Raw genomic sequence first — 26,869 nt, 5'->3', positions numbered from 1 at the left:
TGGGCAAATGCAGAACTTGACCCGCATTGCCGCCCCGGCCCTCGCCGCCCTTCTCACGCTTTCGGCCTGCGCCACGGCGGGCCGCGATGCGCCGCTTGCCGACGGCAGCGACGTCGCGCTCGGCCAGCGCGCCTATGTCGACGGCCCGCTGGTTCAGCCGGTCGCGGTGCTGGAGGACAGCCGCTGCCCGATGAACGCGCGCTGCGTCTGGGCGGGCCGCGTGAAGGTGCAGATGGTGTGGATTCGCGGCAATGGCGACAAGCAGCCGTTCGAGGCGACGCTGGGCGAACCTGTCCAGCTTGCCGATGGCCAATTCACTCTCGAATCGGTCCGGCCCGAAAAGCGCACCGACGCAACGATCAAACCCGGCGACTATCGATTCAGCTTCCGCTTCGCCGGCGGCCTTTAGAGCACCCGCGCCAGCACGAAACCATCCCACCCCTTCGATCCGACCGTCTGCACGGCGGTCGCGTCGAGGCGCGAATCGCCGTGCAGCATCTCGAACAAGGCGCGCGTGCCGTCGATCCGCGGATCGCCGCTGTTCGCGTCGAGTACCCCGCCCTCGCGCACGACATTGTCGACGACGATCGTGGTACCGCTGCGGCCGAGCCGGATCGCCTCGGCCACATAATGAGCGTTGCCCTGCTTGTCGGCGTCGATGAATATGAAATCGAACGGCTCGCCCGGCACCATCGCGGCCAGACTATCCTTCGCCGGACCGACGCGGATATCGACCCGGTCGGCCAGCCCGGCGCGTTCGACATTTTCGGCGGCGACGCGCGCGTGCGCGCGGTCTATCTCCAACGTCACCAGCAGGCCGCCCTCGGGCAGCGCCCGCGCCAGCCAGATCGTCGAATAGCCGCCAAGCGTTCCGACTTCGAGAATGCGGCTTGCGCCCGCCATCTGCGCGAGCAGGAACAGCATCTTCCCCTGCGGCGCCGACACGTCGATCGGCGGCAGGCCCTGCTTCTCATTGTTGGCGAGGGTGGTGGCAAGCGCATCGTCGGCGCCCAGCAGTTTGCCGACAATATATTCGTCGACGGCTTGCCATCCCTCTCCCTTCACATCAGGCCACCGAGGCCGCGTGAATTTCGTCGATCGCGCCGCCCAGCGACGCATTGAATTCCTCGTCGCTCATCTGGTGGCGCAGGTCCTCCAACAGCGCGCGGCTGAAGCTCGCGATGATGCCGGGGTTCTTGGCCAGTTCGACGCAAGCCTCGGGCCGCGCAAAACCGCCCGACAGCGCGACGACGCGCAGCACCTTGGGATGATCGACCAGGGGCTGGAACAGCCCCGCCTCGGTCGGCAGCGACAGCTTCAGCATCACCGGCGCGCCGGTCCATGCGTTGAGCGCGGCCAGCGTTTCCTCGAGCAACAGGCGGTCAGCGGCGCCGCGCTCGGCGCTCTTGATGTTCACCTCGGGCTCGATGATCGGAACCAGCCCATGCGCCGCGATTCGCGCCGCCTCGGCGAACTGCTGCGCGACGATCGCCTTGATCCCGGCGGGGTTGGCAAGATTTATGACGCTGCGCATCTTGGTGCCGAAAACGCCTTTGGCGACCGCGCGTTCGCACAGCGCATCGAGCCCCGGATTGGGCTTCATCAGCTGGACGCCATCGGCTTCGTCCTCAAGCCCCTTGTCGACCTTCAGGAATGGCACGACGCCGCGTTCCCACAATAGCGCCGGAACCGGCTTGCCGCCCGCTTCGCCGTCCATCGTGCGCTCGAACAGGATCGCACCGATCACCTTCTTGCCGTTGAAGCAGGGCGCGGTCACGATGCGGCTGCGCATGTCGTGGATCAGGCCGAACATCTCCTCGTCGTTCGAATAGGCATCTTCCTCTATGCCATAGCCCTTGAGCGCCTTGGGCGTCGAACCGCCGCTCTGGTCGAGCGCGGCGATAAATCCCTGCCCCGACTTGATCTGTTCCAGCATCTCGGCATTGGCGGTCGTCATAAACTCTCCGTGACTTTGCATAGGTATGCGGTGGCGCGCATAGCTTCCCCGCTTCGGGGATGCAAATGCGAGAAAACAACTAGATTTTGAGCGCGTTGACGCCCGGCAGCGGTTTGCCTTCCATCCATTCGAGGAAAGCACCGCCCGCGGTCGAGACGAAAGAGAAATCATCAGCGACGCCGGCATGGTTCAGCGCCGCAACGGTATCACCGCCGCCCGCGACCGAAATCAGCGAGCCTTCGCGGGTCAGCGCGGCTGCCGTCTTGGCGAGCGCGACGGTCGCGGTGTCGAACGGCGGCGTCTCGAACGCGCCGAGCGGGCCGTTCCAGACGAGCGTGCGGCAGTTCTTGAGCACGTCCGCCAGCGCTTCGACCGCGGCGGGGCCGACGTCGAGGATAATCTCGTCGGCCGCGACTTCATGGACGTTGACGGTACGCGTCGGCGGATTGGGCGCGAATTCCTTCGACACCACGACATCATACGGAAGATGGATCGTGCAACCCGCGGCATCGGCGCTGTCGAAGATCGCGTTGGCGGTATCGACAAGGTCATGCTCGCACAGCGACTTGCCGACATCGACCCCGCGCGCGGCCAGAAAGGTGTTCGCCATCCCGCCGCCGATGATCAGATGGTCGACCTTGCCGACAAGGTTGCGCAGCACATCGATCTTGCTCGACACTTTCGCGCCGCCGACGACCGCCGCGACCGGATGCGCCGGATTGCCGAGCGCGGCGTCGAGTGCCTTCAGTTCGGCCTCCATCGCGCGGCCGGCGTAGGCGGGCAGCCGGTGCGCAATGCCCTCGGTCGAGCCATGCGCGCGGTGCGCCGCCGAAAAGGCGTCGTTGACGTAAAGGTCGCCAATTTCGGCGAGCGCATCAGCAAAGGCCGGATCATTCGTCTCTTCGCCGGGATAGAAGCGGGTATTTTCGAGCACCGCGACGTCGCCCGGCGCGAGGACTGCAACGCCCGCCTTCGCGCCCTCGCCGACTGCTTCGGGGATGAACATCACCGAATGGCCGAGCACATCCTCGACCCCGCCCATGACGAGGCTCAAGGATTGCGTCGGGTTCTTCGCGCCCTTGGGTCGCCCGAAATGGGCGAGGAGCAGGACGATTGCGCCCTTGTCCGAAAGCTCGCGGATCGTGGGCATCGCCGCCTGAATCCGCGTCGCGTCGCTGACCGCGCCATCGATCATCGGGACATTGAGGTCGACGCGCACGAGCACGCGCTTGCCGGTGACGTCGCCGATATCGTCGAGGGTCTTGAAGTTCGCCACTTTTCCTCGCTCCAATCCTGAAATGTTCCCCCGCGAAAGCGGGGGTCCATCACCTGCGCTCTCGTTGCCCACTGCGGTTCGCGCGATTTCGATATGGTCGGAGATGGGCCCCCGCTTTCGCGGGGGAACATCAAAATATCGACTTACAGAAACTTGGCGATCACGCCCGCGGTATCGACCATGCGGTTCGAGAAGCCCCATTCATTGTCGTACCAGCTCAGCACGCGCACCAGCTTGCCGTCGATGACCGCGGTTTCAAGGCTGTCGATGGTCGAGCTTGCGGCATTATGGTTGAAGTCGATCGAAACCAGCGGCTCGTCGGTATAGCCGAGCACGCCCTTCAGCGGGCCTTCGGCAGCGGCTTTCAGCACCGCGTTTACCTCTTCCTTCGTCGTGTCGCGCGACGGCGTGAAGGTCAGGTCGACGACCGACACATTCGGGGTCGGCACGCGGATCGACGAACCGTCGAGCTTGCCCTTGAGTTCGGGCAGCACCAGGCCGACGGCCACGGCCGCACCGGTCGAGGTCGGGATCATCGACATCGCGGCGGCGCGGGCGCGGCGCGGGTCGCTGTGGATCTGGTCGAGGATCTTCTGGTCGTTGGTATAGGCGTGGATCGTCGTCATCAGGCCGCGCTCGATCCCGATTGCCTCGTGCAGAACCTTGGCGAAGGGCGCGAGGCAATTGGTGGTGCAGGAGGCGTTCGAGATGATCCGGTGCTCGGCGGTGATCTTGTCGTCGTTGACGCCATAGACGACGGTCAGGTCGACTTCCTTGGCGGGGGCCGAGATCAGCACGCGCTTCGCACCAGCGTCGAGATGCTTTTGTCCGCCGGCCTTGTCGGTGAAGAAGCCGGTGCATTCCATCACGATGTCGATGCCGTTCGCGGCGTGCGGCAGCGCGGCCGGATCGCGCTCGGCGGTCACCTGGATACGCTTGCCGTTGATGATCAGGTCGTTGCCGTCGACTTCGACGCTGCCGTTGAACGGACCATGCACCGAGTCATGGCGAAGCAGGCGGGCATTCGCCTTGGCATCGCCCAGGTCGTTGATCGACACGAGTTCGAGGTCGTGGTCGGTCCGCTCCAGAATGGCGCGCGCTACATTGCGGCCGATGCGTCCGAAACCGTTGATTGCGACTTTCACTGCCATGTCGAGGAGTCCTTTCTGCGTGTGGGGGCTTGGGTCTTACGCGCCGAGCCGTGCCAGGATCTGGGGTGCGATAGCATCGGCGGTAAGGCCGAAATGCCTGAATAGGTCTTCGATCGGCGCCGAGGCCCCGAAGCTGTCGATGCCGAAGCGGAGGCCGTGACGACCGGTGTAGCGCTCCCAGCCGAAGGTCGTACCCGCCTCGATCGAGACGATCAGCGTATCGTCGGGCAGGATGTCGGCCTGATAGGCGGCGGCCTGTTCGTCGAACAGCTCGGTCGAGACCATCGACACGACGTCGGCGCCCTGCCCGGCGGCTTCCAGCTTGTCGGCGACTTCCATCGCGAGCGACACCTCAGAGCCCGTCGCGACCAGCACGACCTTGCGCGCAGCCGATGCGCCGCGGAGGCGGTAACCGCCTTTAGCGCAAAGATTTTCCGTGACGTCATGACGCAGCGGCGGGAGATTCTGACGGGTCAGCGCGAGCAGCGAGGGCCGCGCGGTCTGCGCGATCGCCAGCGCCCAGCATTCGGCCGTTTCCACCGCGTCGGCGGGGCGCATCACGAGCAGGTTCGGCATCGCGCGCAGCGACTGGAGATGTTCGATCGGCTGGTGCGTCGGGCCATCCTCGCCGAGGCCGATGCTGTCGTGCGTCATCACATAGACGACGCGCTGGCGCTGGAGCGCCGACAGGCGGATCGCCGCGCGGCAATAGTCCGCAAACACCAGGAACGTACCGCCATAAGGCACGATGCCGCCGTGGAGCGCCATGCCGTTCATCGCCGCAGCCATGCCGAACTCGCGAATACCGTAATAGATATAGCGGCCCGAATAATCATTTTTCGTCAGCGGCTTGGTCGACGACGTCTTGGTATTGTTCGAGCCGGTCAGGTCAGCGCTGCCGCCAACCAGCGACGCGATATCGGCCGTCAGCGCGGTCAGCGCGTTCTCCGACGCCTTGCGGGTCGCGACCTTCGGCGGCTCGGCGATCAGCCCGTCGAGATAGGCTTTGAACGCATCGCCCGGCGCTATCTTGCCGCTCAGGCGATCCTCGAATTCCGTTTTCTTTTGGTCGCTTGCGAGGCGATCATTCCATTCGGCATGAAGTTTCTTGCCCTTCTCGCCAAAGCCCGCCCACGCCGCCGCGACATCGGCCGGAATGACGAACGGCTCGGCCGTCCAGCCCAGCGTCGCGCGAGCAGCGGCAACCTCATCGGCGCCCAGCGGCGAACCGTGCGTCGCCGAGGTGCCCTGCTTGTTCGGAGCCCCGAAGCCGATCAGCGTCTTGCACGCGATGAGCGACGGGCGGTTGTCAGCCAGCGCACCGTCGATGGCGCGGCGGATATCGGCCGGATCATGCCCGTCGCAGCTCTCGACATGCCAGCCGGTGGCGGCATAGCGCGCCTTCACATCCTCGCTCGTCGACAGGTCGGTCGCGCCATCGATCGTGATCTTGTTGTCATCCCACAGCACGATCAGCCGTCCGAGCTGCAAATGCCCAGCTAAACCAATGGCTTCGTGGTTGATGCCTTCCATCAGGCAGCCGTCGCCCGCGATCACCCATGTGCGATGATCGACAAGATCGTCGCCATAGATCGCGTTCAAATGCCGCTCGGCGATCGCCATGCCGACCGCGGTCGCCAGCCCCTGGCCCAGCGGCCCCGTCGTCGTCTCGACGCCCGCGAGCTCGAAATTCTCGGGGTGCCCCGCACACGGACTGCTCAGCTGGCGGAAATTGCGGATCTCATCGATCGTCGGGTGCGCATAGCCCGCGAGATGAAGCGTCGCGTAAGCGAGCATCGAACCATGGCCCGCCGAGAGGACGAATCGATCGCGGTCGGCCCATTTCGGATCGGTCGGGTCGAACTTCAGATAGTCCGAATAGAGGACCGTCGCGACATCGGCCATGCCCATCGGCATCCCCGGATGACCGCTGTTCGCGGCCTGTACGGCATCCATCGCAAGCGCCCGGATGGCGTTGGCGAGCTGGCGTTCGGGCAGTGTCATGGGTCCCCCGGGACAGGAAGTGAAGATGACGGGATTCGGTGGGGACAGCCCTTTGCGGCGGGAGGGGCAGGAGTCAACCGCCCGCGGCATAAAATAGCGCGCATTTCGGTACGGAGAGGCGATTGCACCCCTCCGCCGGCGCTGCTAACCCTTGGACATGGAACTCGATCTCGACGAATCCAGCCTCGCCATCGGCCGCATCGAACGGGCGCTCAGCCGGATCGAAAAGGCGCTGACCGAACGCGCGAACCGTCCCGCCCCCGAACCCGCAGCGAATGACCAATCGGCGCTGAAGGCCGAGGTCGTTGCCGTGATCGGCGAACTCGACCGGCTGATATCGGAGGCGAAGCATGGGTGACGTAAAGCTCAACATCGCCGGGCGCATCTATGACGTTCACTGTGAGGACGGCCAGGAGCAGCAGCTTATAGGGCTTGCCGCCATCGTCGACGAAAAGGTGCGCGCCATGCCCGGCGGCACCGAAACGCGCCAATTGCTCTTCGCGTCGCTGATGCTGGCCGACGAGGCGATCGAGGCGAAGGGCAAGGCCGACAAGGCCGAACCTCAATCCGACTCGCTCCGCGCCGCTGTCGCGCTCGCCGAAAGCCGCGAAGCGCAGGCGCGCGACGAACTCAAATCGGCCCTCAGCGAGCTCAACGCACTCAAAAAAGCCAATGCTGACGCCGTCATCACCCCGACGCGCAACGACCGCGCGCTGCTGCAGATCGCCGATCGTATCGAGGCGCTGGCCGAAAAGGTCGAGCAAATCCCTTGAGCCGAGGCGCCGCGCACCCTACATAGGAGGCGGCGGGAACTGCCCGGCACGAGCCGTTGCGAAAATCCCTGAGGCGATACATCATCCAAGGGAGCTGTCCCTGCCCGGACCCTGGTCCGACGTACATGGCCCCCACCTGACGTTACTGGCGTCAGAGGATCTTCCGGCAACCGACCCATGGTGGTCCCGCCACCCACCCGCCAAGCGCGGCAGAAAGACCGGATCAGGGCGATGACAGACCGATCCGATAGTCTTTCAAATAAAAAGAACGCATTGCGGGACAAGCTTCGCTTTCGTTGTAAACATTTCGCGGCGAATCTCGACCCTTTGGCGCGGTTTGCGGCATTCAGGAGCTTGCCAGCCCCACTCGCGGATTTGACGGCGGCCGCCCGGTGCATCGCCGCCTATATCGCGTGGCGCGACGAGCCGGACATTCTCCCGATGTTAACAGGCGTCCAGATGCTCGCCTTGCCCCATCACGCAGGGCGCGTCGACACGATGAGCTTTCGCCACTGGCGGCCGGGCGACGCGCTGGAGCGCGGGCCGTGGGGCACCGAACAACCCGAGGAAACCGGCGAATCCGTCGTCCCTGACCTCATCTTCTGCCCCCTTCTCGGTTTTGATCGCGCCGGAGGGCGGCTCGGACAAGGGGGCGGGCACTATGATCGCTATTTCGCCGCCCACCCCGGCATCCCGCGCATCGGAATCGCATGGTCGGTGCAGGAAGTTGACACTGTTCCGACCGAGCCGACCGACGCGCGGCTCGACGCCATATTGACCGAACAGGAATTCATCGTGACCGGAGACCGCCTGTGACCCCGCCCCTTCCCGACCCGCAGCCAAGCTGGCGCAAGCCCGCGGGCATGTTTCTGATCCTGCTGCTGATCGCGATCTGGGCGACGGGTGTCGTCGCGCTGTCGCCCTGGGTCGGCGAATGGCCGATGCTCGTCCAGGCGGTCTTTTATCTTGTCGCAGGCATCATCTGGGTGCTGCCCTTGAAGCCGCTGCTGCGCTGGATGGAGCTCGGACGGTGGCGCGGCTGAGAAGCCGCGCCAGTCCATAAATTCCGATCGGGGAATGTCCCAAGCTGCGGTGGCCATTTCGCCCCGAAGGGCAGGAAATGGCGCGAGTGACGGGGCTCGAACCCGCGACCTCCGGCGTGACAGGCCGGCACTCTAACCAACTGAGCTACACCCGCGTGTGCTTGGGAGAGGCGCCAATATGCGCCGCGCTCCGGCCTGTCAACCGTCGCCATCCTCCTTTTTTCGATTTAGCCGATCGCGTACCTCTTCGGCGGTAGTCAGCGTGCCATGTTCGAACAGGAAACCCGCCAGATCGGGCGTTCCTGTCGATGCGAGGATGGTCTGCAGAATCAGCAGAAGCGGCACCGCGAGCAGCGCCCCCGGTGTTCCCCACACCCATCCCCAGAAGCTCAAGGACACGAGAATCAGCAGCGGATTGATCGTCAGCCGCTTGCCGAGCACCAGCGGCGTGACGAGATTCGCCTCGACCAGATGGACGCCGATGAAGAGCAGGGCCGGCAACAGCGCGAATCCGACGGCATCGAAGGTCATCAGACCGCCGAGCCCGAGCAACGCGGCCGCAACGATCGGTCCCAGATAGGGCACGAAATTGCAGATGCTGACGATCCCGCCCCACATGAAGGGCGACGGCATGCCGAGAGCCCAGAGCAGCAGCGAGACGACAAGCCCCAGGATCGCGTTGATCATCGTGATCGTCGCCAGATAGTCCGCGGTCGCATCGACGACATTCTGGATCACGCGCGCGGTCTGCATCGCGCCGTCGAAACTGCCGCGGCGGCGGATCGTCGCGCGCCGTAATCGCGTCCACCCGGACAGAAAGAAAAAGATCACGAGCACAGCGAAGAAGAGCTGGATCGCCGCCGACGGCGCCGCGGAGATGAAATAATCGACGACCGACGACGGCGCGGTCGCCGCTACCGCCTGCGCGGTCGCCTCGGTCCCCGTCGCGACCGAGGTCAGCGTCCGGTCGACGAACTTCTGCAGGCTCGAATAGAAATCGATGAGCGGCGCCAGATTGCTCTGGATGCGCGGGATCGATTCGGGAATGCGGGCGAACCAGCCGGTCGCAGGCAGGACGATGATCGCCAGCGCCGCATTCACCAGCGCCACGAATCCCGCGAGCGCCAGAAATGCAGCGAGCGCCGACGGCAACCCCCGCCGCTCGAGCCATTCGAGCAGCGGAACGAGCGCAATCGAGACCACGATGGCGGCGGTGAGCGGCAGGAAGAATTCGGCTCCAGCCTTCAGCGCAAAGGGAAAACCCAGGCAGAAGCTGGCACCAAGGATCAGCGCAAGCGCGGCGAGCAGCCGGTCGCGCCGGAAATCGTCGACCTCGATCTGGCGCAGGGTACTCGCGCGCGCAGCATCCGCTTTCGTCCTCCCCCTGTCTTCAGCCACGCCTCGAGCCTCCCGGTTAACCGCTTCTTCTTACGCGAGCTTCGGCCGCCGCGCCACCCGGCCGTATTTGCCGCGAAATGCGCATGCCGTCTGTCCCCATTTGAAGCAGATTGCTGATTTCTACCGGAATTTTAACCAGAAATTACCCTTTTTCGCCGATGCCAAACATCAAGGACCAGCATTTGGAGTCAAAGATCATGGTGAAAGCGCCTGTGGGGGGCGCGAGGCATCATACGCTTCTACTTCCCTCTTCAACCCTTGCGCTCGCCGTGGCGCTGATGACGCCCGTGTCGGCGGAAGCAGCCGGCACGCTCGCGGGCACGACCATCAGCAACACCGCAAGCGCCAGCTTCGACAATGGCTCGGGGAACCAGACGATCAATTCGAACACCGTCGACATGCGCGTCGACGAGGTGCTCGACGTCGTGGTCGCCGACCAGGCAACCGACGTCCCGACGACCCCCGGCGCGACGAACCAGGTTCTGACCTACCGCGTCACGAACACCGGTAACGGCCCCGAAGCCTTTGCGCTCGGCACGACCGCGAATGTCGGCGGCGACGACTACGATCCGGTTGTCACCCAGATCTACATCGATGCCAACAACAACGGCACCTATGATGCCGGGACCGACACCCTCTATGTCGCGGGATCGGAAAGCGCGCTGCAGCCCGACGCGACGATGACCGTCTTTGTCCTCGCGACGACCCCGGGCAGCGTCACCGACGGAAATCGCGGCATCGTTACGCTCGTCGCGGCGGCGAAGACGGGAACCGGCGCCCCCGGCACACCCTTTGCCGGCCAGGGCGAAGGCGGCGGCGATGCGATTGTCGGCTCTACCGGCGCAGACGGTCAGGACAATGGCAATTTCCTCGTTTCCGCCGCGACCGTGTCGCTCGTCAAATCGGCGACGATCGTCGATCCCTTCGGCGGCAGCGAACCGGTTCCCGGCGCGATCATCACCTACACGATCACCGCCACCATCGCCGGGTCGGGGTCGGTGAGCGGGCTGGCGATCAACGATAATATTCCCGCCGACACTGCCTATGTCGCCGGATCGATCACGCTCGGCGGCAGTCCGCTGACCGACGCCGCAGACGCCGACGCGGGCGACTATAACGGCACCCGCATTCACGTCGGCCTCGGCACCGTTGCCGGCGGCCAGACCCGTACCGTCACCTTCCGCACGAGGATCAACTGATGCGAAAGCTCCTTATCCTGTTGCTCGCGACACTTGCGCCGGCACCGGCGTTCGCCGCCAACCAGGTCGCGCTCGACAACAACGTGTTCGTCGAACGCGTCTCGACCGACGCCAGCGGCAAGCAGCGCGTATTGCTCGAAGAACCGAAGGTCGTCGTTCCCGGCGACCGGCTGGTGTTCGTGCTCAACTATCGCAACGCGGGCGGCGAGCCTGCCGACAAGTTCGTCATCACCAATCCGATGCCGTCGGCGGTGCGCTTCGCGGGCGCGGCCGACGCCAGCCCGATCGTCTCGGTCGACGGCGGCAAGGCATGGGGTGCGCTCGATACGCTCTCGGTCATCCAGCCCGACGGCACCCGCCGTCCGGCGCAGCCCGCCGATGTCACGCACATCCGCTGGGCGTTCCAGAAACCCATTCCGGCGGGGGGCACCGGAAAGCTCATGTTTCGGGGGGTAGTCAAATAATCCTTTGAAGTAAGCCGCTTAACGGTTGCCGGCGGTGGGGAATTGGCGACCAGCAAAGCCTGGGGATTCAGCTATGACCAGCAAGCTGACTTACTGGGGCTCCATCGGTCTGGCAGTGGCGTTCGCCGCTGCTGCCAGCCCGGCCTATGCGGCCGGGACCACCGCGGGAACCTCGATCACGAATACCGCAACCGTCAACTATCAGGTGGGCGGCGTCGCCCAAGGCGCGCAGACCGCTTCGGATACGTTCACGGTTGACCGCAAGATCAACCTGACCGTCGCCGAGGTGGGGACCGTCACGACCAATGTCGTACCGGGACAGACCAACGCGGTCACAACCTTCCAGCTCACCAATAACTCGAACGAGGTGCTCGACTTCGCGCTCGTCGCGTCGCAGATCACCGGCGGCACCGCCTCGCACGGCGGCACCGACACATTCGACGCCACGAACGTCCGCATCTATCGCGACAGCACCAGCGGCACCGTCGGCAGCTGGGACGCGGCCGACACGCTCGTTACCTATGTCGACGAACTCGCCGCCGATGCGTCGGCAACCTTGTTCGTCGTCGCCGACATTCCGACGGGCCTCGCCAACAATGCTGTCGCCGGGGTCACGCTCCGCGCCACAGCGCGCGAGGGCGGCACCGCGAGCACGCAGGGCGCTGCGATCACCGAGACGGCGGGTGCGAATACATCGGGCAAGGACACGGTGTTCGCCGACACCGCCGGTGTCACCGGCGACGCCGCGCGCGACGGCTCGCACAGCGATAACGACGACTATACGGTGCAGACGGCGACACTGGCGGTGACCAAAACCAGCCGCGTCATTTCGGATCCGTTCAACAACACGACGAATCCGAAGCTGATCCCAGGCGCCGTCGTCGAATATTGCATCGCGGTCGCGAACAGCGGCAGCGCGGCGGCGACTTCGGTCGCGATCACCGACCCGGTCCCGGGCCAGCTGACGTTCAACGCAGGCACCATCCTGCTGAACGGCACGGTCACGGGCAGCACCTGCAACGCCGACGGCACTGCCGGCGGCAGCTACGCGGCGCCGAACGTGTCGGGCACCATCGCAACGATCGCGGCGGGCGCCACGCGCACGCTCGTCTTCCGCGCGACGGTCAACTGATCCTGCGGGGCAGCGGAAGGCGTCCGACGTGCTTCCGCTGCCCGCCTCTGGGCCAGCGATGCAGTTTCACCGGAAATGTTTGTCGTTCGTGACCGCCGCGGTCGCGGCAGCGCTGCTGCCCGCGGCGCCGGCGGCCCATGCGCAGGTCATTTCCAATACCGCCACGGCCGACTGGACCGACAATGGCCGCGCGGGTCAAACGCTGTCGAACCGCGTCGACGTGACCGTCCGGTCACGCCCGCCCGAACAGCCGGTGATCCAGACCTATCGCCTGCTCGAAAACGGCGGCAACAAATCGGCGCCGCTGCGTCCCACGCAATGCGGGGGCTCGATCATCGCCGCAAGCGCCAGTACCGGCAATCTCATCCAGCTCGCCGGTGTCTATGCCAGCGTGCCGACCAACCCGGCGTCACTCCAGAGCAGCAACGCGTTTCGCGCCGGTGAAGTGCTGGTCGTCGGCCTCACCCTTGCCTCGGCCAATACCGATCCGAACGCGGTCGATACCCTGCCGGTCGTCCTTGATCTTGCCAACGGCGATCGCGAACAGATCACGCTTACCGAGACCGCATCGAACAGCGGCGAATTCACCGGCTTCATCAACACGATCGGCGTGCCGCCCGCCGTCGTCCAGGGCGATTGCCGCCTGTCGGTCAATCCAGGATCGCCGCTCCAGCTTCGCGTCACCGATCAGGCGAACGCCAGCCTGGTTGCCACCGCGACGGTCGATTTCCTCGTCGACCCCTTCGGCATCGTGTTCGACAGCGGCGACGGATCGGCGGTCGCGGGCAGCCGCGTCACGCTGATCGACGCCGCGACCGGCCAGCCCGCGCAGGTGTTCGGCGACGACGGCGTATCCGCTTACCCATCGACCGTCGTTACGGGTCAGACCGTCACCGATGCCAGCGGCAGGCTCTACAGCTATCCGCCGGGCGACTATCGCTTTCCGTTCGTCGCGCCCGGCTCCTATCGCCTGATCGTCGAGCCCCCCGCGCCCTACACCGCACCGTCGACGTCAAGCCCCGCGGACCTCGCGCCGCTGCGCCGTCCCGACGACGGCCTGCCCTTCACCATCACCGATGCGAGCTACAGCCGCACATTCACGCTCGACAGCCCCGCGCCTGTTCGCGTCGACCTTCCCGTCGACCAGCCCGGCCTGCCGCTGATCCTGCGCAAGACGACCTCGACGCAGTCCGCCGCGCCGGGCGACGTCGTCCAATATCGTATCGAAGTCACGAACCGCGATGCGCGCCGCTCGACCGGCGCTGTCACCGTCAGCGACGCTCTGCCCGCCGGGATGCGTCTGCGCCCCGATACCGTGCGCGCGAACGGTCAACGGATAGACGCCGTCGCGACCGCCAACGGCCGCGATTTCACCGTCAGCCTGCCCCCGCTCGCGCCCGGCGCGACTGCCCTGCTGACCTATGTCGCCGAAGTGACGGTCTCCGCCCAGCCCGGCAACGCGCTCAACCGCGCAAGCGCCGTCGACAACCGCCGCACCGAAAGCAACATCGCCGAAGCGACCATCGCGATCAAACGCGACCAGCTCGGCGACCGCATGACGATCATCGGCCGTATCACCGATGGCGGCTGCAGCGTGAACCCCGGCAAGGCACCGGGCATCGCGGGCGTCCGCGTGATGCTGCAGGACGGCAGTTACACCGTCACCGACGAGGATGGCCGCTACCATTTCGAGGGTGTCCGCCCCGGACTCCATGTGGTCCAGATCGATCCATCGACCCTGCCGCTCGACCGCGAGGCCATCGATTGCGCGCGTTCGACCGCAAGCGCGGGCAGCACGATCTCGCGCTTCGTCGAGGGGCGCGGGGGCTCGCTGGAGCGCGCCGACTTCCGCGTCATTGCGGTCGCCCCGCGAGCAGCGCCGAAAACCGCGGCCTTCGAAGCCCCCAAGCCGATCGGCGACCCGGAAGCCGCGGGCGCGAACCGCAATTGGCTTGCGGGTCAGGCGCCGGGCATCGGCTGGCTCTTCCCCGAAGCCGGCCATAATCCGCGCACCAAGGCGATCCGCGCGGCGATCAAGCACGCACCGGGCCAGAAGGTGACGCTGACGATCAACGGCAAACCCGTCGATCCGCTCACGTTCGAAGGCACGAGCAAGTCAGCCGACGGGCTGGTCGCGGTCAGCCTGTGGCGCGCCGTCGAGATCCGCGAAGGCGAGAACAGACTAGTCGCGCAGGTGACGGACGAGAATGGCGCGGTGCTCGAAACCCTCGAACGCAGCATCCATTATTCGATCACCGCGATGCACGCGACGCTGATCCGCGAAAAGTCGGTACTGATCGCCGACGGCGTGACGCGTCCGGTGATCGCGGTGCGCCTGACCGACCGCGACGGCAAACCGGTCCGTTCGGGCCTGACCGGCGATTTCAGCGTCCCTGCCCCCTATTATCCCGCCGTCGAGGCCGATGCACAGCAGGCGCGGCAACTCGCCGGCCTCGAACGCGCGCAGCCGGTCTGGCGCATCGATGGCGACGACGGCATCGCCTATATCGAGCTCGAACCGACGACCGCGTCGGGCACACTGACGATGGATTTCAATTTCCGCGACGACAAGGTGACGCGCAAGCAGACGATCGAAACCTGGCTCGATCCCGGCAATCGTCCGTGGACCGTCGTCGGCTTCGCTGCCGGCACGATCGGTTACAACACGCTCGACGACCGCATGGAGCCCGTCGCCGAGACGCTCGACGATCTCAATGCCGACGCCCGCCTCGCGCTCTATGCGAAGGGCCGCGTGCAGGGTAAATGGCTGATGACGCTGTCGTACGACAGCGACAAGGACAAGGACGACGCACGCTTCGGCGGGGTGATCGATCCGCGCGCCTATTACACCATCTACGCCGATCGCAACGAGACACGCTATGACGCCGCATCGGTGCGCAAACTCTATCTGCGCCTCGAACGCCCGCAATTCTATGCGATGTTCGGCGATATCGAGACCGGCATTTCCGAACCGCAGCTCGCCCGCTACCAGCGCGCGCTGAATGGCGGCAAGGCCGAGTATCGCGGCCGCAACCTCGCCGCCACCGCGTTCATTGCCGACACGCCATACCGCTTCCGCCGCGACGAAATCCAGGGCAATGGCCTGACCGGCCCCTACCAGCTCGGTGCGCGCGACATCCTGCCGAACAGCGAACGCATCGTCATCGAAACGCGCGACCGCCTGCACAGCGAGCGGATCGTCGAGAGCGTCACGCTGACGCGCCACGTCGATTATGACATCGACTATCTCGCGGGCACGATCCGCTTCCGCTCGCCGGTGCTCAGCCGTTCGTCGAACCTCGATCCGCAGTTCATCGTCGCCGAATATGAGGTCGACGGTGTCGGCGAGCGCGTCCTGAATGCAGGCGGGCGGGTCAGCTACCAGTCGAGCGACGAAAAGCTGCGCGTTGGCGCGACCTTCATCCATGACGAGGACAATAGCGCCAAGACGAACCTCGGCGGCGTCGACGCCCGCTATCGTCCGAACGTCGATACCGAAGTACGCGCTGAATATGCGGTGAGCGACGCAAAGGCGAAGAATGGCAGCAGCACCGCTGCGGTCGGCACTGCCAAGGCGTGGCTGATCGAGGCCGAGCATCACAGCCGCAACGCCGACTTCCTGGCCTACGTCCGCGAACGCGAAGCGGGCTTCGGCACGGGCCAGCTTAACAGCGGCGAGGATGGCACACGCAAGTTCGGCTTCGACGCGCGCGTGAAGGCAACGCGCAATCTGTCGGTGACCGGCAGCGCCTGGCAGGAAGACTATCTCGACGTCGATGCGCGCCGCCGCGCCGCACGCGCGCTTGTCGAATATGACAACGGCACGACGCTGATCCGGGCCGGCCTGACGCACGCCGACGACCACCTGTCGGACGGCTCGCGCAACACCTCGAACATCGTCCAGCTCGGCGCGACGCAGCGGCTATTCGACAAGAAGCTCGAACTCGACGCCCAGACCGAATTCGCCCTCGGAGGCAAGGACGCGAGCGTCGATTTTCCGACCCGCCACCGCATCGGTGCGCGCTATGCGGTGACGCGCGACGTGAACCTCGTCGGCAGCTATGAAATCGCCGATGGCGACACAGTGCGCGCCCGCACCGCCCGCATCGGCTTCGATCTTGCTCCGTGGGCTGGCGCACGACTTCTCGCGACTGCGAACCAGCAGGAAATCGGCGAATATGGGCCGCGCAGCTTCGCCGCCTATGGCCTGTCGCAGTCATTGAAGCTCGACGAGCATTGGTCGGTCGACCTGTCGCTCGACGGCAACCGCACGATCGGCGGCATTCGCGCCAGCGACGTGCTCAATGTCGACCAGCCGGTCGCATCGGGCGGCTTCCTGGGCGACAACGGCACGCTGACCGAGGATTTCACCGCGATCAGCGCGGGGGCGACGTATCGCTCGCAGCGCTGGACGATCACCGGCCGCGCCGAATATCGCGATGGCGAGCTGGCCAACCGCTATGGCCTGACGCTCGGCGGCCTCCGCCAGCTCGGCGAGGGCCAGGCACTCGGCGCGCTCTTCACCTATGCGAAGGCCAGCGGCAGCGGCTCGACCCCGACGACCGAAGTCATCACCTTCGAGGCAAGCTGGGCGCACCGCCCCGCCGACTCGCAAATTTCGTGGCTCAACAAGAGCGAGTTCCGCTCGGACAAGGTTCGCGATGCCATTGCGGGTCAGGCCGGGCCGATCGGCGGCGCCGTGCTGACGATCGACGGCGACGCGACGAGCCGCCGCCTGCTCAACAGCCTGTCGATCAACTGGACCCCGCTCGGCAACCGCGGGACCGGCAGCGGCAACAATTGGTACGAACGCGCCGAAATCGGCCTGTTCTGGGGCACGCGCTACAATTTCGACCGCTTCGGCGCCGACGATGTCGAGGGTTGGTCGAACCTGCTCGGCGCCGACGTCCGTTTCAACCTGACCGAGAGTGTCGATGTCGGCGCCTCGGGCACCGCGCGCATCGGCACCGGCGGCGACACCCTCGCGTGGGCGGGCGGTCCGACGGTCACGCTGGCGCCGATGAAAAACGCCAACATAACCTTCGGCTATAATTTCGCCGGCTTCCACGACCGAGACTTCGAAGACGCGCGCTTCTCGCGGTCGGGGGCCTATGTCACCTTCAAGCTGAAGTTCGACCAGACGAGCTTTGCGGGGCTCGGCCTCTAATCGGCGAACAGCAAAACCGGCGTCTCGATCAGCTTCTTGAGCGCCTGCACATAGCTTGCGGCGTCCCAGCCATCGACGACGCGGTGGTCGCAACTGATCGACAGGTTCATCAGTTTGGCGCGGCGGATGTCGTCGCCGTCAAACACGGGGCGTTCGACGATCTTGTTCGGGCCGATGATCGCCACTTCGGGGCGGTTGATCACCGGCGTCGTCGCGATGCCACCGAGCGGGCCGAGCGACGTAACCGTTAACGTGCCACCGGTCAGTTCCTCGACCTTCGCCTTTCCGGTGCGCGCAGCTTCTGCCAAGCGGCTGATTTCGCTCGCGAGTTGCCAGACATTCTTGTCCTGCGCGTCGCGGATCACGGGAACCATCAGCCCGGCATCGGTCTGCGTCGCCATGCCGAGATGCACCGCGCCGTAACGCGTCACCACGCCGCCTTCGTCGTCGTAGCGCGCATTGATCATCGGAAACTGAGGGATCGTGCGGCAGATCGCGACGATCAGGAAGGGCAGCATCGTGAGCTTCGGGCGATTGCCGCGATTGGCGTTGAGGTCGGCGCGCATATCCTCGAGCGCGGTGACATCCATTTCCTCGACATAGGTGAAGTGCGGGATCGTGCGCTTCGAAGCCGCCATATTCTCGGCGATCTTGCGGCGCATCCCGATGACCCTGACCGGCTCGTCGGCGCGGGCGCGCGAGGCGCCCGGCGCATGATAGCCCTGCCCGCCACTGTAACGCAGAAAGGCGTCGAGGTCGGCGTGGCGGATACGGTCGCCCTCGGCATGAACCTGGCCGAGATCGACCCCGAGATCGCGCGCGCGCGCGCGGACGGCCGGAGATGCAAGAACAGCGCGACTATGAGCCGCCGGAGTTTCAGGAGCCGGAACTGGCTCGGGCGCCGTAGCGGGCGCGGGTGCTGGAGCAGGCGCAACCTCGACAACCGTAACCTCCTCGGTTCCCGGTGTTTCCGCGACGATTTCTTCCTCGACCGGCGTATCTGCCGGCGGCGCGTCGTCAACACCCTCGCCTTCGGTCTCGATCACCGCGAGCGTCGAGCCGATCGACACCATGTCGCCGACTTCGCCCGCGAGTTCGACGACGATCCCCGAAACCGGCGATTCCATCTCGACGGTCGCCTTGTCGGTCATCATGTCGGCGAGCTGCGAATCTTCCTCGATGCGGTCACCGACCCGCACGTGCCAGGCGACGATTTCGGCCTCGGCGATGCCTTCGCCGATGTCGGGCAGACGGAACGAAAAACGAGCCATGGCGATCAGTCCTTCAGAATCTTGTCGAGCGCGGTCGCGATGCGCACCGGTCCGGGGAAATAGGCCCATTCAAGGCTGTGCGGGTACGGCGTGTCGAAGCCGGTGACGCGTTCGACCGGCGCCTCGAGATGATAGAAGCAGCGCTCCTGCACCAAGGCGGCGAGCTCGGCGCCGAAGCCCGAGGTTCGGGTCGCTTCGTGGATGATGAGGCAGCGTCCGGTCTTCTTTACCGAGGCCTCGATCGCGTCGATGTCGAGGGGCAGCAGCGTGCGCAGGTCGAGGATTTCGGCGTCGATGCCGCGTTCCTCGACCACCGTCTTCGCGACATGAACCATCGTGCCGTAAGCGAGGACGGTCACCGCCTCGCCCGCACGCACCGTCGCCGCCTTGCCGAGGTCGATGCGATAATAGCCTTCGGGCACCGCGCTCGCCTCATGCCTCGACCAGGGCTCGACCGGCCGGTCGTAGTAGCCGCTGAACGGGCCGTTGTAGATGCGCTTGGGTTCGAGAAACACGACCGGGTCATTATCCTCGATCGCCGCGATCAACAGGCCCTTTGCGTCATAGGGATTCGAAGGAATGACGGTTTTCACGCCGCAAATGTGGGTCATGATGCTCTCGGGCGACTGGCTGTGCGTCTGACCGCCAAAAATCCCCCCGCCGAAGGGAGTGCGCACCGTCATCGGGCAGATGAAGTCGTTCGCCGACCGATAGCGCAGCCGCGCCGCCTCGCTGACGAGCTGGTCGAGGCCGGGATAGATATAGTCAGCGAACTGGATTTCGGGGACCGGACGCAGGCCGTAGGCGCCCATCCCGACCGCGACGCCGATGATGCCGCATTCGTTGATCGGTGTGTCGAACACCCGCGTCTTGCCATGCTTTTTCTGCAGGCCCGCGGTCGCGCGGAAGACGCCGCCGAAATAGCCGACATCCTCGCCCATCACCACGGTGTTGGGGTCGCGTTCGAGCATGATATCCATGGCGCTGTTGATCGCCTCGATCATGTTCATGGTCTTGGTATCGGCGCTCATCATTCGGGCTTCCAGTTCGGGCCGAACTTGGCCTCTTGCTCGGCGAGCATCTGATCGCATTGTTCCTTGAGGTGCCAAGGCATGTCCTCGAACACGTCCTCGAACATCGTTTCGAACGGCTGGTGCATTCCGTGACCAAGAACACCGAGCTTTTCCGATTGTTTCTGGGTCGTCTTTACCAGATCTTCGAGCTCTCTGGCCTGCGCCTGATGGCGTTCATCGTCCCATTCGCCCAGCACTTCCAGATGCTGCTTCAGCCGCGCGATCGGATCGCCAAACGGCCACGCGGTCGCCTCGTCGGCGGCGCGGTAGGCACTCGGATCGTCGGACGTGCTGTGCCCTTCGCTACGATAGGTGAAATGCTCGATCAAAGTCGGGCCGTTGTTGGTGCGCGCGCGATCGGCCGCCCACTGCGTCGCGGCATAGACCGCAAGCGGATCGTTGCCGTCGACGCGCAGGCCCGCGATACCATAGCCCACCGCGCGCGCCGCGAAGGTCGTCCGCTCGCCGCCGGCGAAGCCGGAAAAGCTCGAAATCGCCCATTGGTTGTTCACGACATTGAAGATGACCGGCGCATTATAGACGGTCGCGAAGGTCAGCGCCGAATGGAAGTCCCCCTCGGCCGACGAGCCCTCGCCGCACCACACGGTCGCGATCCGCGTATCGCCCTTCGACGCCGACGCCATCGCCCAGCCGACCGCCTGCGGATATTGCGTCGCCAGATTGCCCGACACGCTGAAAAAGCCATGCTCGGGCGCCGAATACATGATCGGCAACTGGCGACCGAGCAGATGGTCGCCGCGGTTCGAATAGATCTGGTTCATCATCTGGATCAGCGGATAATCGCGCGTGATCAAAATGCCCTGCTGGCGATAGCTCGGGAAGCACATGTCCGACCGGTCGATCGCCATCGTCGAAGCGACCGACGTCGCCTCTTCGCCGGTGCATTTCATGTAGAAGCTCGTCTTGCCCTGCCGCTGCGCACGGAACATCCGCTCGTCGAAGGCGCGGGTCAGCATCATGTAGCGCAGCATCGCACGCAAGCGCTCGGCCGAAAGCTTGGGATCCCACAGCCCCTTCGCAACCCCGTCGAAGTCGAGCACGCGGACCAAGCCGTAGCACATATCGCGCATCGCATCGGGCTTCGTATCTTCACTCGGGCGCGGCGTTGCATCGACCGCCGGAACGGCGATATCGCCGAAGTCGGGCGTGTCGCCGGGGCGATAGCGCGGTTCGGGAATATGGAGCGAGAGCGGCGGCAGATTGCTCGCCGGTCGGCTGTCCGACTCAGGCATATCTTCTTCCCTTCGGCCGCGAATCGCGCGCCTAGTTATATTTCAGTGTGGCGACATATTATTACGGTCGCCATACGAATGCAACGGCAGCGATCAGACCGCGACAGGGGCGGAAATATGCGCTTGCGGTGCATAGGCGTCGACCGCGAAATCCTCGAACCTGTAGTCGAAAATGCTCGAGGGCCGACGAAGGATGCGCAGCTTGGGTGCCCCCTGTGGAACGCGTCGCAGCTGCTGTTCGACCAGCTCGGCATGATTGAGATAGAGATGAACGTCGCCGCCGGTCCAGACGACCTCGTGCGCGGTGAGATCGCATTGCTGCGCGATCATCCGCGTCAGCAGCGCGGCCTCGAAGATGTTGAAGGCAAATCCCAGCCCCAGATCGCACGAGCGCTGGAACAGCAGGCACGACAATCCCCCGTCGCTGCGGACGTGGAATTGATAGGTCATGTGGCACGGTGGCAAGGCCATGCGGTCGAGGTCGGCGACGTTCCAGCCGCTAAAGATGTGCCGCCGCGACCCCGGATTGGTGCGCAGCGAGTCGATCAGCGTCGCAATCTGGTTGTAGCCCTGGCCCGCGCGGCGGAAGAGCCCGTCGCCCACCGGTTCGTAGCGCGGCCAATTCACCCATTGATGGCCGTAAACGGGGCCGAGATCGCCCCATTGCGCCGCGAAATCTTCGTCGGCGACGATCCGTGCCTCGAAATCCTCGGCACTGATCTCGTCGCCGGTCGCGCGGCGATATTTGTCGAGCGGCCAGTCGGTCCAGATCCGGACCCCCTGCGCCACCAGCGAGCGGATATTCGTGTCGCCGGTCAGGAACCACAGCATCTCGCGCAGCGCGGTTTTCCAATAGACGCGCTTCGTGGTCAGGAGCGGGATCGCATCGTCCGCCAGCGAGAATCGCATCGTCTCGCCGAACAGCGACCGCGTGCCAACCCCCGTGCGGTCGACGCGCTCGTCGCCCTCGACCCAGATGCGGCGCATCAGGTCGAGATATTGCAGTTCATAATGGATGGATTCGGGCAAGACTCGCTCCTCGCTTTCACCGTCTTTGCTAGGCCGCCCCGCGCCGCGCGACAAGGGGCGCGGCCTCGCGGACGGACCTATTGTCCGATACGGCCCAATCCCGTCTTTCGCAGCTTCGTTATCGGCCGCATGAGCAGCCCGGTGACCCTGATCGAGCCCATCGGCAAGCTGCCCCGATCGACGATCGCGGCCGGCTTCATACCGCGCGAGGCGGAGGACGAGATCGCGCGCCTGCTGTACCGCCCGACGATCCCCGCCGATCGCGAAATCATGATCCTCGCAGGCTTCGACGCCTATGCCCGGCTTGCCAGCTTCCAGCGCATTGCGGGCGAGGCAACCGACCGATGCGTCATCACGCCGCAATGCTGGCACCGGCTGCTCGGCGGCCGTGTCGTGGCGGTGCAGATGGCGCACAACCACCCGTCGGGAATAGCGCGGCCGAGCCCCGCCGACCTGCAATGCACGCGCGAAGCCGCGCAGTTCCTGCGGCTTGTCGGCATCGACCTCACCGATCATCTGATTTTCGTCGAAAGCGGACATTTCAGCTTCCGCAATGCCCTGCTGATCTAGACCGAACAATCGTGACCGCCATGCCGATTGGCGCTTGATGTTCGCAAAATGCGCGTCTAGAGGACCGCCCTGCCCTCGCGCCGGACTACCGGCGCCGGATCGGTCGGGGAGTAGCTCAGCCTGGTAGAGCACTGTCTTCGGGAGGCAGGGGCCGGAGGTTCGAATCCTCTCTCCCCGACCAGTATCTTTTGTAATCAACAGACCTTGTAACGCGCGGCGACTATCCCTAGATTGTCCCCACGCCGTCGTGGTTTTCCCCCTTTCCATTTCGGCGAGTGCCCCGTCGTTCGACGCGGGCGCGTCCTCCCTGGACCCTGGCCACCTCGTACTTCGGTACGAGGTGGTTTTTTATTCGGCAGCGAGCGGCACCTCGTCTTCGCCGGGCGCAAAGCCCGCCAGCCGGTCGATCAGCCCACCGAACCATTCGGACATCCGGGCAACCGCCTCATGATCGGGGGATCGGTCCGAGCGAAGATAGAGACTGCGGTCGATCTCGATCTGCACCGCGTGGATCGACCGGTCCGGCCGGCCGTGCGCCGACACGATATGCCCCCCGGCATAGGGCTGGTTTCGCGTCACCGCGACGCCCAGTCTCTCGGCCTGCTCGACGACAGCGTCCGTAATCCGGTCATCGGCGGTTCGTCCGAAACGGTCGCCGATGACGATCCGCGCGCCGTGACCCGACTGACCGGCGGGAATCGCCGGCATACTGTGCAGGTCGATGAGAACGGCATGGCCGAACCTGGCGCGCGCGCGCACCAATTCGCGCGACAGCGCCAGATGATAGGGGCGGTGAAAGGATTCGAGCCGCCAGTTCAATCCATGCCGGTCGATCGGGAATCGCCAGAGGGGACCGCAATCGGCAAGTCGCGTCGGGATGACGCCCAGCCCGGCGCGTTCCTTCCGTCCAGGTGCGGAAAATTGCGCGCGCAGCGGTAACGCGACATCTCCGGGCGCCATTTGACCTTCGCCGCGATTGCAATCGGCGACCGCACGCGCCCATACCGCCTGGACCACCGTCGCCCCGCGATCGGCGGCTTGCCCCGCGATCAGGTCGCACCAACTGTCTTCGAGCCGTTCTAGCTGCTCCCGCCCGACACGCGCGGCGGCCAGTATCTCGGGCGGATAGATGCGCCCGGCGTGGGGAATCGACACGATAACGGGGCCGCCCGACGCGGGCCGATTGACAGCGATGGCGCTGGACGGAATGCCGAAAAGGGTCATTGCGGGAAGCGTGGCAAAAAAGGAGAAGCAAATCCAGCCGCGCCGCAATTTGTTAAATGTCTCCCGCTATAGGACAGTTTCACCACGGACGGCGCCGGGAACGGGCGCCATGAAGGACCAGGGAGCGTATTTCGGGCCATGATTCGCATTTTGCTCGCGGAAGATGATGATGTGATGCGCGAGTATCTGGCGCGCGCGCTGACCAGCGCCGGCTATCATGTGACCGCCGTCGATCGCGGGACCGAGGCCGTGCCCTATGTCGAATCGGGCACCTTCGACCTGCTGCTGTCGGACATCGTGATGCCCGAGATGGACGGCATCGAGCTGGCGCAGCACGCAGCCAAAGTCGCGCCGCAAACGCAGGTGATGTTCATCACCGGTTTTGCCGCCGTGTCGCTCCGCGCCGAGGAAAATGTGCCGCAGGCGAAGCTGCTGTCGAAGCCCTTCCACCTCAAGGATCTGGTGCGCGAGGTCGACAGCCTGTTCGGGCGCGCCGACCAGTCGCACCAACAATAACGACGCAACTTCGCGCGAAGGGGTTGCAAAGCCCGGCGGAGGAGATTAGGGGGCGCGTCACCCCAAGGGATGGGCGTGTAGCTCAGTGGTAGAGCACTGTGTTGACATCGCAGGGGTCGCAAGTTCAATCCTTGCCACGCCCACCATTAAAAACGCCGCCGACCCAATGGGTTGGCGGCGTTTTTGCGTTCAGGCCATGCCCTTCGCCAGATCGCCGCGCGAGGCGTCGCCGATCTGGCTGCCGCCGTCGCAGTCGAGGATCGTGCCGGTGAAATAGCCCGCGGCCGGCGAACACAGGAACACCGCCGATTCGGCGACCTCGGCGATCGTTCCCCAGCGCTTCATCGCGATGCGGTCATAATGCGCCTGACGCGTCCCGGCGTCGGGCGCGAGGCGTTTCATTCCTTCGGTATCGGCGATCGGTCCCGGCGAAATACCGTTCACGCGCACGTCGGGGCCCCATTCGAGCGCCAGGACGCGAATCAGCTGGTTGATCCCCGCCTTCGCGGCGCAGGCATGGGCCTGCAGCGCCGAAGCGTTGACCGCTTGCCCCGCCGTGATCGCGATCAGCGATGCTCCGGGTCGTTTCAGCAGGTCATGGCATCCCCGGAACACGTTGAAGGTGCCATTGAGATCGATGTCCACCACCGTGCGGAAAGCGTTCGCCGACATGCCGAGCACCGGCGCCAGGAAATTGCCCGCTGCGCCAGAGATCACGATATCCATCGACCCGAGTCTGTCGGCGACGGTCTCCATCACGCCGCGGATCGCGGCATAGTCGCGCACATCGCCCGACAGGCCGATTGCCCCCGGTCCGATCTCCTCTGCGGCGCGGCGCGCCTTGTCGGGGTCGCGCCCCGCGACTGCGACCTTGGCGCCAAGCTCGGCGAAGCGCTTCGCAATGCCCAGGTTGATGCCGCTCGTGCCGCCGGCAACGAAGGCCGTCTTGCCCGCAAGCAGATTGTCCCGAAATGTCGTCATGCGCCTGCCGCTCCCTTCCCGATGATCGCGACCGGGCTTGACGGATGCCATTCAGTCGCCTTTTGAAACCCGATCAGACAGCAAGGACGACAAGATGGCAAGCGGCCCGACCTCGAACAGCATCATTTCACAGCGGCTGAAGCTCCATTATGTCGATTGGGGCAATCGCGACGCGCCGCCGCTCCTGCTTGTCCACGGCGGCCGCGACCATTGCCGAAGCTGGGACTGGGTCGCCGAGAAGCTCGCCGATCGCTATCATGTCATCGCGCCGGACCTGCGCGGCCATGGCGACAGCGCTTGGGCGCCCGACGGCAATTACGAGATGGGCGCCTTCGTCTATGACCTCGCGCAGCTCATCCACCAGCTCGATCTCGCGCCGGTGACGATCGTATCGCACTCGATGGGCGGCAATGTCTCGTTGCGTTATACCGGCCTCTATCCCGATAACGTCCGCAAGCTCGTCGCAATCGAAGGACTCGGCCCCTCGCCCAAGGTTCTGGCCGAGCGTGCCGAGACGCCCTTCGCCGAACGTTTTCGCGGCTGGATCGACAAAAAGCGCCAGGCGGCGGGCCGCACGCCGCGCCGCTATGCGACGCTCGACGACGCGCTGGCGCGGATGATCGCCGAGAACAGCTATCTGACCCCCGATCAGGCGCGCCACCTGACGATCCATGGCATCAACCGCAACGAGGACGGCAGCTGGAGCTGGAAGTTCGACAATTATCTGAACGTCTGGCCGGTGGTCGACCTTCCGCAAAGCGACATCGAATCGCTCTGGTCAGCGATCAGCTGCCCGACGCTTCTTCTTTATGGCGCCGACAGCTGGGCTTCCAACCCCGAAAAAGACGGACGCATCGCGCATTTCAATACCGCTAGAGTGATCGAATTCGAGAATGCCGGTCACTGGCTGCATCACGACCAGTTCGACCGGTTCATGTCCACGCTAGAGGATTTCCTCTAAACGGCATGGCGAAGGCGGACGAAGGGCGTTCGCCGCGGATGTTGTCATGGCCTATACGGGGCAGATAACCGGACGTCAGCGGCTTATCGCTGGCAGCGCCGCGCTGCTCGCGGCATTCGCGATCGGCGCCGGGCTTGTCGGCGGGCTCGACCTCCATGTCGTTCGCGCCGCCAGCGAGGCGATCAGCGCCATCGCCATCCCCGCGCCGAAACCTCCGCAAGACGTCATCGTGCCCACCAAGACGCAGCACGAGAAGGCAAGCGCCAAGGCATCGGCCGCCAACAGATTTGCAAGAGCAGCCCCCGTCGCCGCCCCCGAACCCAGGCTGCCGCCACCCGAACCGCCTCCGGTCAGCGCCGCCCCCCGGCCAGGCACGGGCAGCGATGCGTCGGCCGGGGCTACCCCCGTCCCCGGCCCCGGATCGGGC

General features: G+C 65.1%; 24 protein-coding genes, 3 tRNA genes and 1 pseudogene. 15 read left to right on the top strand and 13 right to left on the bottom strand.

What is annotated here, in order from left to right; genetic code table 11:
• The first annotated feature begins 7 nt into the window (after window positions 1-7).
• Window positions 8-409, top strand: coding sequence for a hypothetical protein (locus ATE64_RS19595; protein ID WP_231729174.1), 402 nt, complete (start codon window positions 8-10; stop codon window positions 407-409).
• Here ATE64_RS19595 and ATE64_RS19590 read toward each other — a convergent pair.
• The 5 genes from ATE64_RS19590 to tkt all read right to left on the bottom strand — a co-directional run bounded on the left by ATE64_RS19590 (window position 406) and on the right by tkt (window position 6,388).
• A complete protein-coding gene (locus ATE64_RS19590) occupies window positions 406-1,065 on the bottom strand; it encodes an O-methyltransferase (RefSeq protein WP_058456710.1) in 660 nt (219 codons plus the stop codon). The two genes, ATE64_RS19595 and ATE64_RS19590, sit on opposite strands and share 4 nt — an antisense overlap.
• A 1-nt stretch (window position 1,066) precedes the next feature.
• On the bottom strand, window positions 1,067-1,936 hold the full coding sequence (locus ATE64_RS19585) for a fructose bisphosphate aldolase (protein WP_197410182.1): 870 nt from the start codon (window positions 1,934-1,936) through the stop codon (window positions 1,067-1,069).
• Window positions 1,937-2,036: 100 nt separating this feature from the next.
• Window positions 2,037-3,233, bottom strand: a complete 1,197-nt coding sequence (locus tag ATE64_RS19580; RefSeq protein ID WP_058456708.1) for a phosphoglycerate kinase — start codon at window positions 3,231-3,233, stop codon at window positions 2,037-2,039.
• A gap of 143 nt (window positions 3,234-3,376) precedes the next feature.
• Complete coding sequence (gene gap / locus ATE64_RS19575; RefSeq protein WP_058456707.1) at window positions 3,377-4,384, bottom strand: type I glyceraldehyde-3-phosphate dehydrogenase; 1,008 nt, start codon at window positions 4,382-4,384, stop codon at window positions 3,377-3,379.
• Between the two features lie 36 nt (window positions 4,385-4,420).
• Complete coding sequence (gene tkt / locus ATE64_RS19570) at window positions 4,421-6,388, bottom strand: transketolase (protein WP_058456706.1); 1,968 nt, start codon at window positions 6,386-6,388, stop codon at window positions 4,421-4,423.
• A gap of 157 nt (window positions 6,389-6,545) precedes the next feature.
• Here tkt and ATE64_RS19565 point away from each other — a divergent pair, with 157 nt between their 5' ends.
• The 4 genes from ATE64_RS19565 to ATE64_RS19550 all read left to right on the top strand — a co-directional run bounded on the left by ATE64_RS19565 (window position 6,546) and on the right by ATE64_RS19550 (window position 8,204).
• A complete protein-coding gene (locus ATE64_RS19565; protein WP_058456705.1) occupies window positions 6,546-6,746 on the top strand; it encodes a hypothetical protein in 201 nt (66 codons plus the stop codon).
• Window positions 6,739-7,161 carry a cell division protein ZapA gene (locus tag ATE64_RS19560; protein WP_058456704.1) on the top strand — a complete coding sequence of 141 codons (423 nt, stop codon included), beginning with the start codon at window positions 6,739-6,741 and terminating at the stop codon, window positions 7,159-7,161. The genes ATE64_RS19565 and ATE64_RS19560 overlap by 8 nt, the downstream gene beginning before the upstream one ends.
• Window positions 7,162-7,338: 177 nt before the next feature.
• Window positions 7,339-7,977 carry a 5-formyltetrahydrofolate cyclo-ligase gene (locus ATE64_RS19555; RefSeq protein ID WP_231729173.1) on the top strand — a complete coding sequence of 213 codons (639 nt, stop codon included), beginning with the start codon at window positions 7,339-7,341 and terminating at the stop codon, window positions 7,975-7,977.
• Entirely contained in the window at window positions 7,974-8,204 is a 231-nt protein-coding gene (locus ATE64_RS19550; RefSeq protein ID WP_269433235.1) for a DUF2842 domain-containing protein, read from the top strand. Before ATE64_RS19555 ends, ATE64_RS19550 begins: the two co-directional genes overlap by 4 nt.
• Window positions 8,205-8,282: 78 nt before the next feature.
• Here the strand turns inward: ATE64_RS19550 and ATE64_RS19545 are convergent.
• Together ATE64_RS19545 and ATE64_RS19540 are read right to left on the bottom strand one after the other, a co-directional pair.
• A tRNA-Asp gene (locus ATE64_RS19545) sits at window positions 8,283-8,359 on the bottom strand.
• Window positions 8,360-8,402: 43 nt separating this feature from the next.
• Window positions 8,403-9,602: an AI-2E family transporter gene (locus ATE64_RS19540; protein ID WP_058456702.1), complete on the bottom strand. Its 1,200-nt coding sequence runs from the start codon at window positions 9,600-9,602 to the stop codon at window positions 8,403-8,405.
• A 278-nt stretch (window positions 9,603-9,880) separates the two neighbouring features.
• On the opposite strand from ATE64_RS19540, the gene ATE64_RS19535 reads away from it, so the two are divergent.
• The 4 genes from ATE64_RS19535 to ATE64_RS19520 all read left to right on the top strand — a co-directional run bounded on the left by ATE64_RS19535 (window position 9,881) and on the right by ATE64_RS19520 (window position 17,564).
• Window positions 9,881-10,801 (top strand): DUF11 domain-containing protein, encoded by a 921-nt coding sequence (locus ATE64_RS19535; protein WP_231729177.1) that lies wholly within the window; start codon window positions 9,881-9,883, stop codon window positions 10,799-10,801.
• Window positions 10,801-11,265: a hypothetical protein gene (locus ATE64_RS19530; RefSeq protein WP_058456701.1), complete on the top strand. Its 465-nt coding sequence runs from the start codon at window positions 10,801-10,803 to the stop codon at window positions 11,263-11,265. The genes ATE64_RS19535 and ATE64_RS19530 overlap by 1 nt, the downstream gene beginning before the upstream one ends.
• A 73-nt stretch (window positions 11,266-11,338) precedes the next feature.
• Window positions 11,339-12,397: a DUF11 domain-containing protein gene (locus ATE64_RS19525; protein WP_058456700.1), complete on the top strand. Its 1,059-nt coding sequence runs from the start codon at window positions 11,339-11,341 to the stop codon at window positions 12,395-12,397.
• An 88-nt stretch (window positions 12,398-12,485) separates the two neighbouring features.
• A complete protein-coding gene (locus ATE64_RS19520) occupies window positions 12,486-17,564 on the top strand; it encodes a DUF11 domain-containing protein (protein WP_231729172.1) in 5,079 nt (1,692 codons plus the stop codon).
• Here the strand turns inward: ATE64_RS19520 and ATE64_RS19515 are convergent.
• The 4 genes from ATE64_RS19515 to thyA all read right to left on the bottom strand — a co-directional run bounded on the left by ATE64_RS19515 (window position 17,561) and on the right by thyA (window position 22,190).
• Entirely contained in the window at window positions 17,561-18,835 is a 1,275-nt protein-coding gene (locus tag ATE64_RS19515; RefSeq protein ID WP_058456699.1) for a dihydrolipoamide acetyltransferase family protein, read from the bottom strand. The two genes, ATE64_RS19520 and ATE64_RS19515, sit on opposite strands and share 4 nt — an antisense overlap.
• A 5-nt stretch (window positions 18,836-18,840) precedes the next feature.
• Window positions 18,841-19,845 (bottom strand): alpha-ketoacid dehydrogenase subunit beta, encoded by a 1,005-nt coding sequence (locus tag ATE64_RS19510; RefSeq protein WP_058456746.1) that lies wholly within the window; start codon window positions 19,843-19,845, stop codon window positions 18,841-18,843.
• Between the two features lie 20 nt (window positions 19,846-19,865).
• Window positions 19,866-21,161: a 3-methyl-2-oxobutanoate dehydrogenase (2-methylpropanoyl-transferring) subunit alpha gene (locus tag ATE64_RS19505; RefSeq protein ID WP_058456698.1), complete on the bottom strand. Its 1,296-nt coding sequence runs from the start codon at window positions 21,159-21,161 to the stop codon at window positions 19,866-19,868.
• A gap of 93 nt (window positions 21,162-21,254) precedes the next feature.
• A complete protein-coding gene (gene thyA, locus ATE64_RS19500) occupies window positions 21,255-22,190 on the bottom strand; it encodes a thymidylate synthase (RefSeq protein ID WP_269433234.1) in 936 nt (311 codons plus the stop codon).
• 141 nt (window positions 22,191-22,331) lie between these two features.
• Between thyA and ATE64_RS19495 the strand changes: the two genes are divergently transcribed.
• Both ATE64_RS19495 and ATE64_RS19490 read left to right on the top strand, forming a co-directional pair.
• Complete coding sequence (locus ATE64_RS19495) at window positions 22,332-22,760, top strand: JAB domain-containing protein (protein WP_231729171.1); 429 nt, start codon at window positions 22,332-22,334, stop codon at window positions 22,758-22,760.
• A 104-nt stretch (window positions 22,761-22,864) separates the two neighbouring features.
• Window positions 22,865-22,941, top strand: a tRNA-Pro gene (locus ATE64_RS19490).
• Between the two features lie 167 nt (window positions 22,942-23,108).
• On the opposite strand, the gene ATE64_RS19485 is transcribed toward ATE64_RS19490, so the two are convergent.
• A complete protein-coding gene (locus ATE64_RS19485; RefSeq protein WP_058456744.1) occupies window positions 23,109-23,915 on the bottom strand; it encodes an N-formylglutamate amidohydrolase in 807 nt (268 codons plus the stop codon).
• Window positions 23,916-24,122: 207 nt separating this feature from the next.
• On the opposite strand from ATE64_RS19485, the gene ATE64_RS19480 reads away from it, so the two are divergent.
• Both ATE64_RS19480 and ATE64_RS19475 read left to right on the top strand, forming a co-directional pair.
• The gene (locus ATE64_RS19480; protein ID WP_058456696.1) at window positions 24,123-24,500 is read left to right on the top strand and encodes a response regulator; all 378 of its coding nucleotides are present in this window, start codon (window positions 24,123-24,125) and stop codon (window positions 24,498-24,500) included.
• A 71-nt stretch (window positions 24,501-24,571) separates the two neighbouring features.
• Window positions 24,572-24,646: transfer RNA gene (locus tag ATE64_RS19475), tRNA-Val, on the top strand.
• 43 nt (window positions 24,647-24,689) lie between these two features.
• On the opposite strand, the gene ATE64_RS19470 is transcribed toward ATE64_RS19475, so the two are convergent.
• Window positions 24,690-25,481: an SDR family oxidoreductase gene (locus ATE64_RS19470; RefSeq protein WP_058456695.1), complete on the bottom strand. Its 792-nt coding sequence runs from the start codon at window positions 25,479-25,481 to the stop codon at window positions 24,690-24,692.
• Window positions 25,482-25,575: 94 nt separating this feature from the next.
• Between ATE64_RS19470 and ATE64_RS19465 the strand changes: the two genes are divergently transcribed.
• The gene (locus ATE64_RS19465; protein ID WP_058456694.1) at window positions 25,576-26,442 is read left to right on the top strand and encodes an alpha/beta hydrolase; all 867 of its coding nucleotides are present in this window, start codon (window positions 25,576-25,578) and stop codon (window positions 26,440-26,442) included.
• Window positions 26,443-26,488: 46 nt separating this feature from the next.
• Window positions 26,489-26,869: pseudogene (locus tag ATE64_RS19460) on the top strand (energy transducer TonB); the annotation flags it as partial.

The organism is Sphingopyxis sp. H073 (assembly GCF_001468395.1).
GTDB lineage: Bacteria > Pseudomonadota > Alphaproteobacteria > Sphingomonadales > Sphingomonadaceae > Sphingopyxis.
The sequence above is the reverse complement of the archived record's forward strand: the minus strand, read 5'-3'. Positions and strand labels throughout refer to the sequence as shown.

Bases quoted from the DNA above. Each gene is read 5' to 3' on its own strand.
- ATE64_RS19595 (WP_231729174.1), top strand. From the start codon at position 8: ATGCAGAACTTGACCCGCATTGCCGCCCCGGCCCTCGCCGCCCTTCTC.
- ATE64_RS19585 (WP_197410182.1), bottom strand. From the start codon at position 1,936: ATGCTGGAACAGATCAAGTCGGGGCAGGGATTTATCGCCGCGCTCGAC.
- gap (WP_058456707.1), bottom strand. From the start codon at position 4,384: ATGGCAGTGAAAGTCGCAATCAACGGTTTCGGACGCATCGGCCGCAAT.
- tkt (WP_058456706.1), bottom strand. From the start codon at position 6,388: ATGACACTGCCCGAACGCCAGCTCGCCAACGCCATCCGGGCGCTTGCG.
- ATE64_RS19565 (WP_058456705.1), top strand. From the start codon at position 6,546: ATGGAACTCGATCTCGACGAATCCAGCCTCGCCATCGGCCGCATCGAA.
- ATE64_RS19560 (WP_058456704.1), top strand. From the start codon at position 6,739: ATGGGTGACGTAAAGCTCAACATCGCCGGGCGCATCTATGACGTTCAC.
- ATE64_RS19555 (WP_231729173.1), top strand. From the start codon at position 7,339: ATGGTGGTCCCGCCACCCACCCGCCAAGCGCGGCAGAAAGACCGGATC.
- ATE64_RS19535 (WP_231729177.1), top strand. From the start codon at position 9,881: ATGACGCCCGTGTCGGCGGAAGCAGCCGGCACGCTCGCGGGCACGACC.
- ATE64_RS19530 (WP_058456701.1), top strand. From the start codon at position 10,801: ATGCGAAAGCTCCTTATCCTGTTGCTCGCGACACTTGCGCCGGCACCG.
- ATE64_RS19525 (WP_058456700.1), top strand. From the start codon at position 11,339: ATGACCAGCAAGCTGACTTACTGGGGCTCCATCGGTCTGGCAGTGGCG.
- ATE64_RS19515 (WP_058456699.1), bottom strand. From the start codon at position 18,835: ATGGCTCGTTTTTCGTTCCGTCTGCCCGACATCGGCGAAGGCATCGCC.
- ATE64_RS19510 (WP_058456746.1), bottom strand. From the start codon at position 19,845: ATGAACATGATCGAGGCGATCAACAGCGCCATGGATATCATGCTCGAA.
- ATE64_RS19505 (WP_058456698.1), bottom strand. From the start codon at position 21,161: ATGCCTGAGTCGGACAGCCGACCGGCGAGCAATCTGCCGCCGCTCTCG.
- ATE64_RS19480 (WP_058456696.1), top strand. From the start codon at position 24,123: ATGATTCGCATTTTGCTCGCGGAAGATGATGATGTGATGCGCGAGTAT.
- ATE64_RS19470 (WP_058456695.1), bottom strand. From the start codon at position 25,481: ATGACGACATTTCGGGACAATCTGCTTGCGGGCAAGACGGCCTTCGTT.
- ATE64_RS19465 (WP_058456694.1), top strand. From the start codon at position 25,576: ATGGCAAGCGGCCCGACCTCGAACAGCATCATTTCACAGCGGCTGAAG.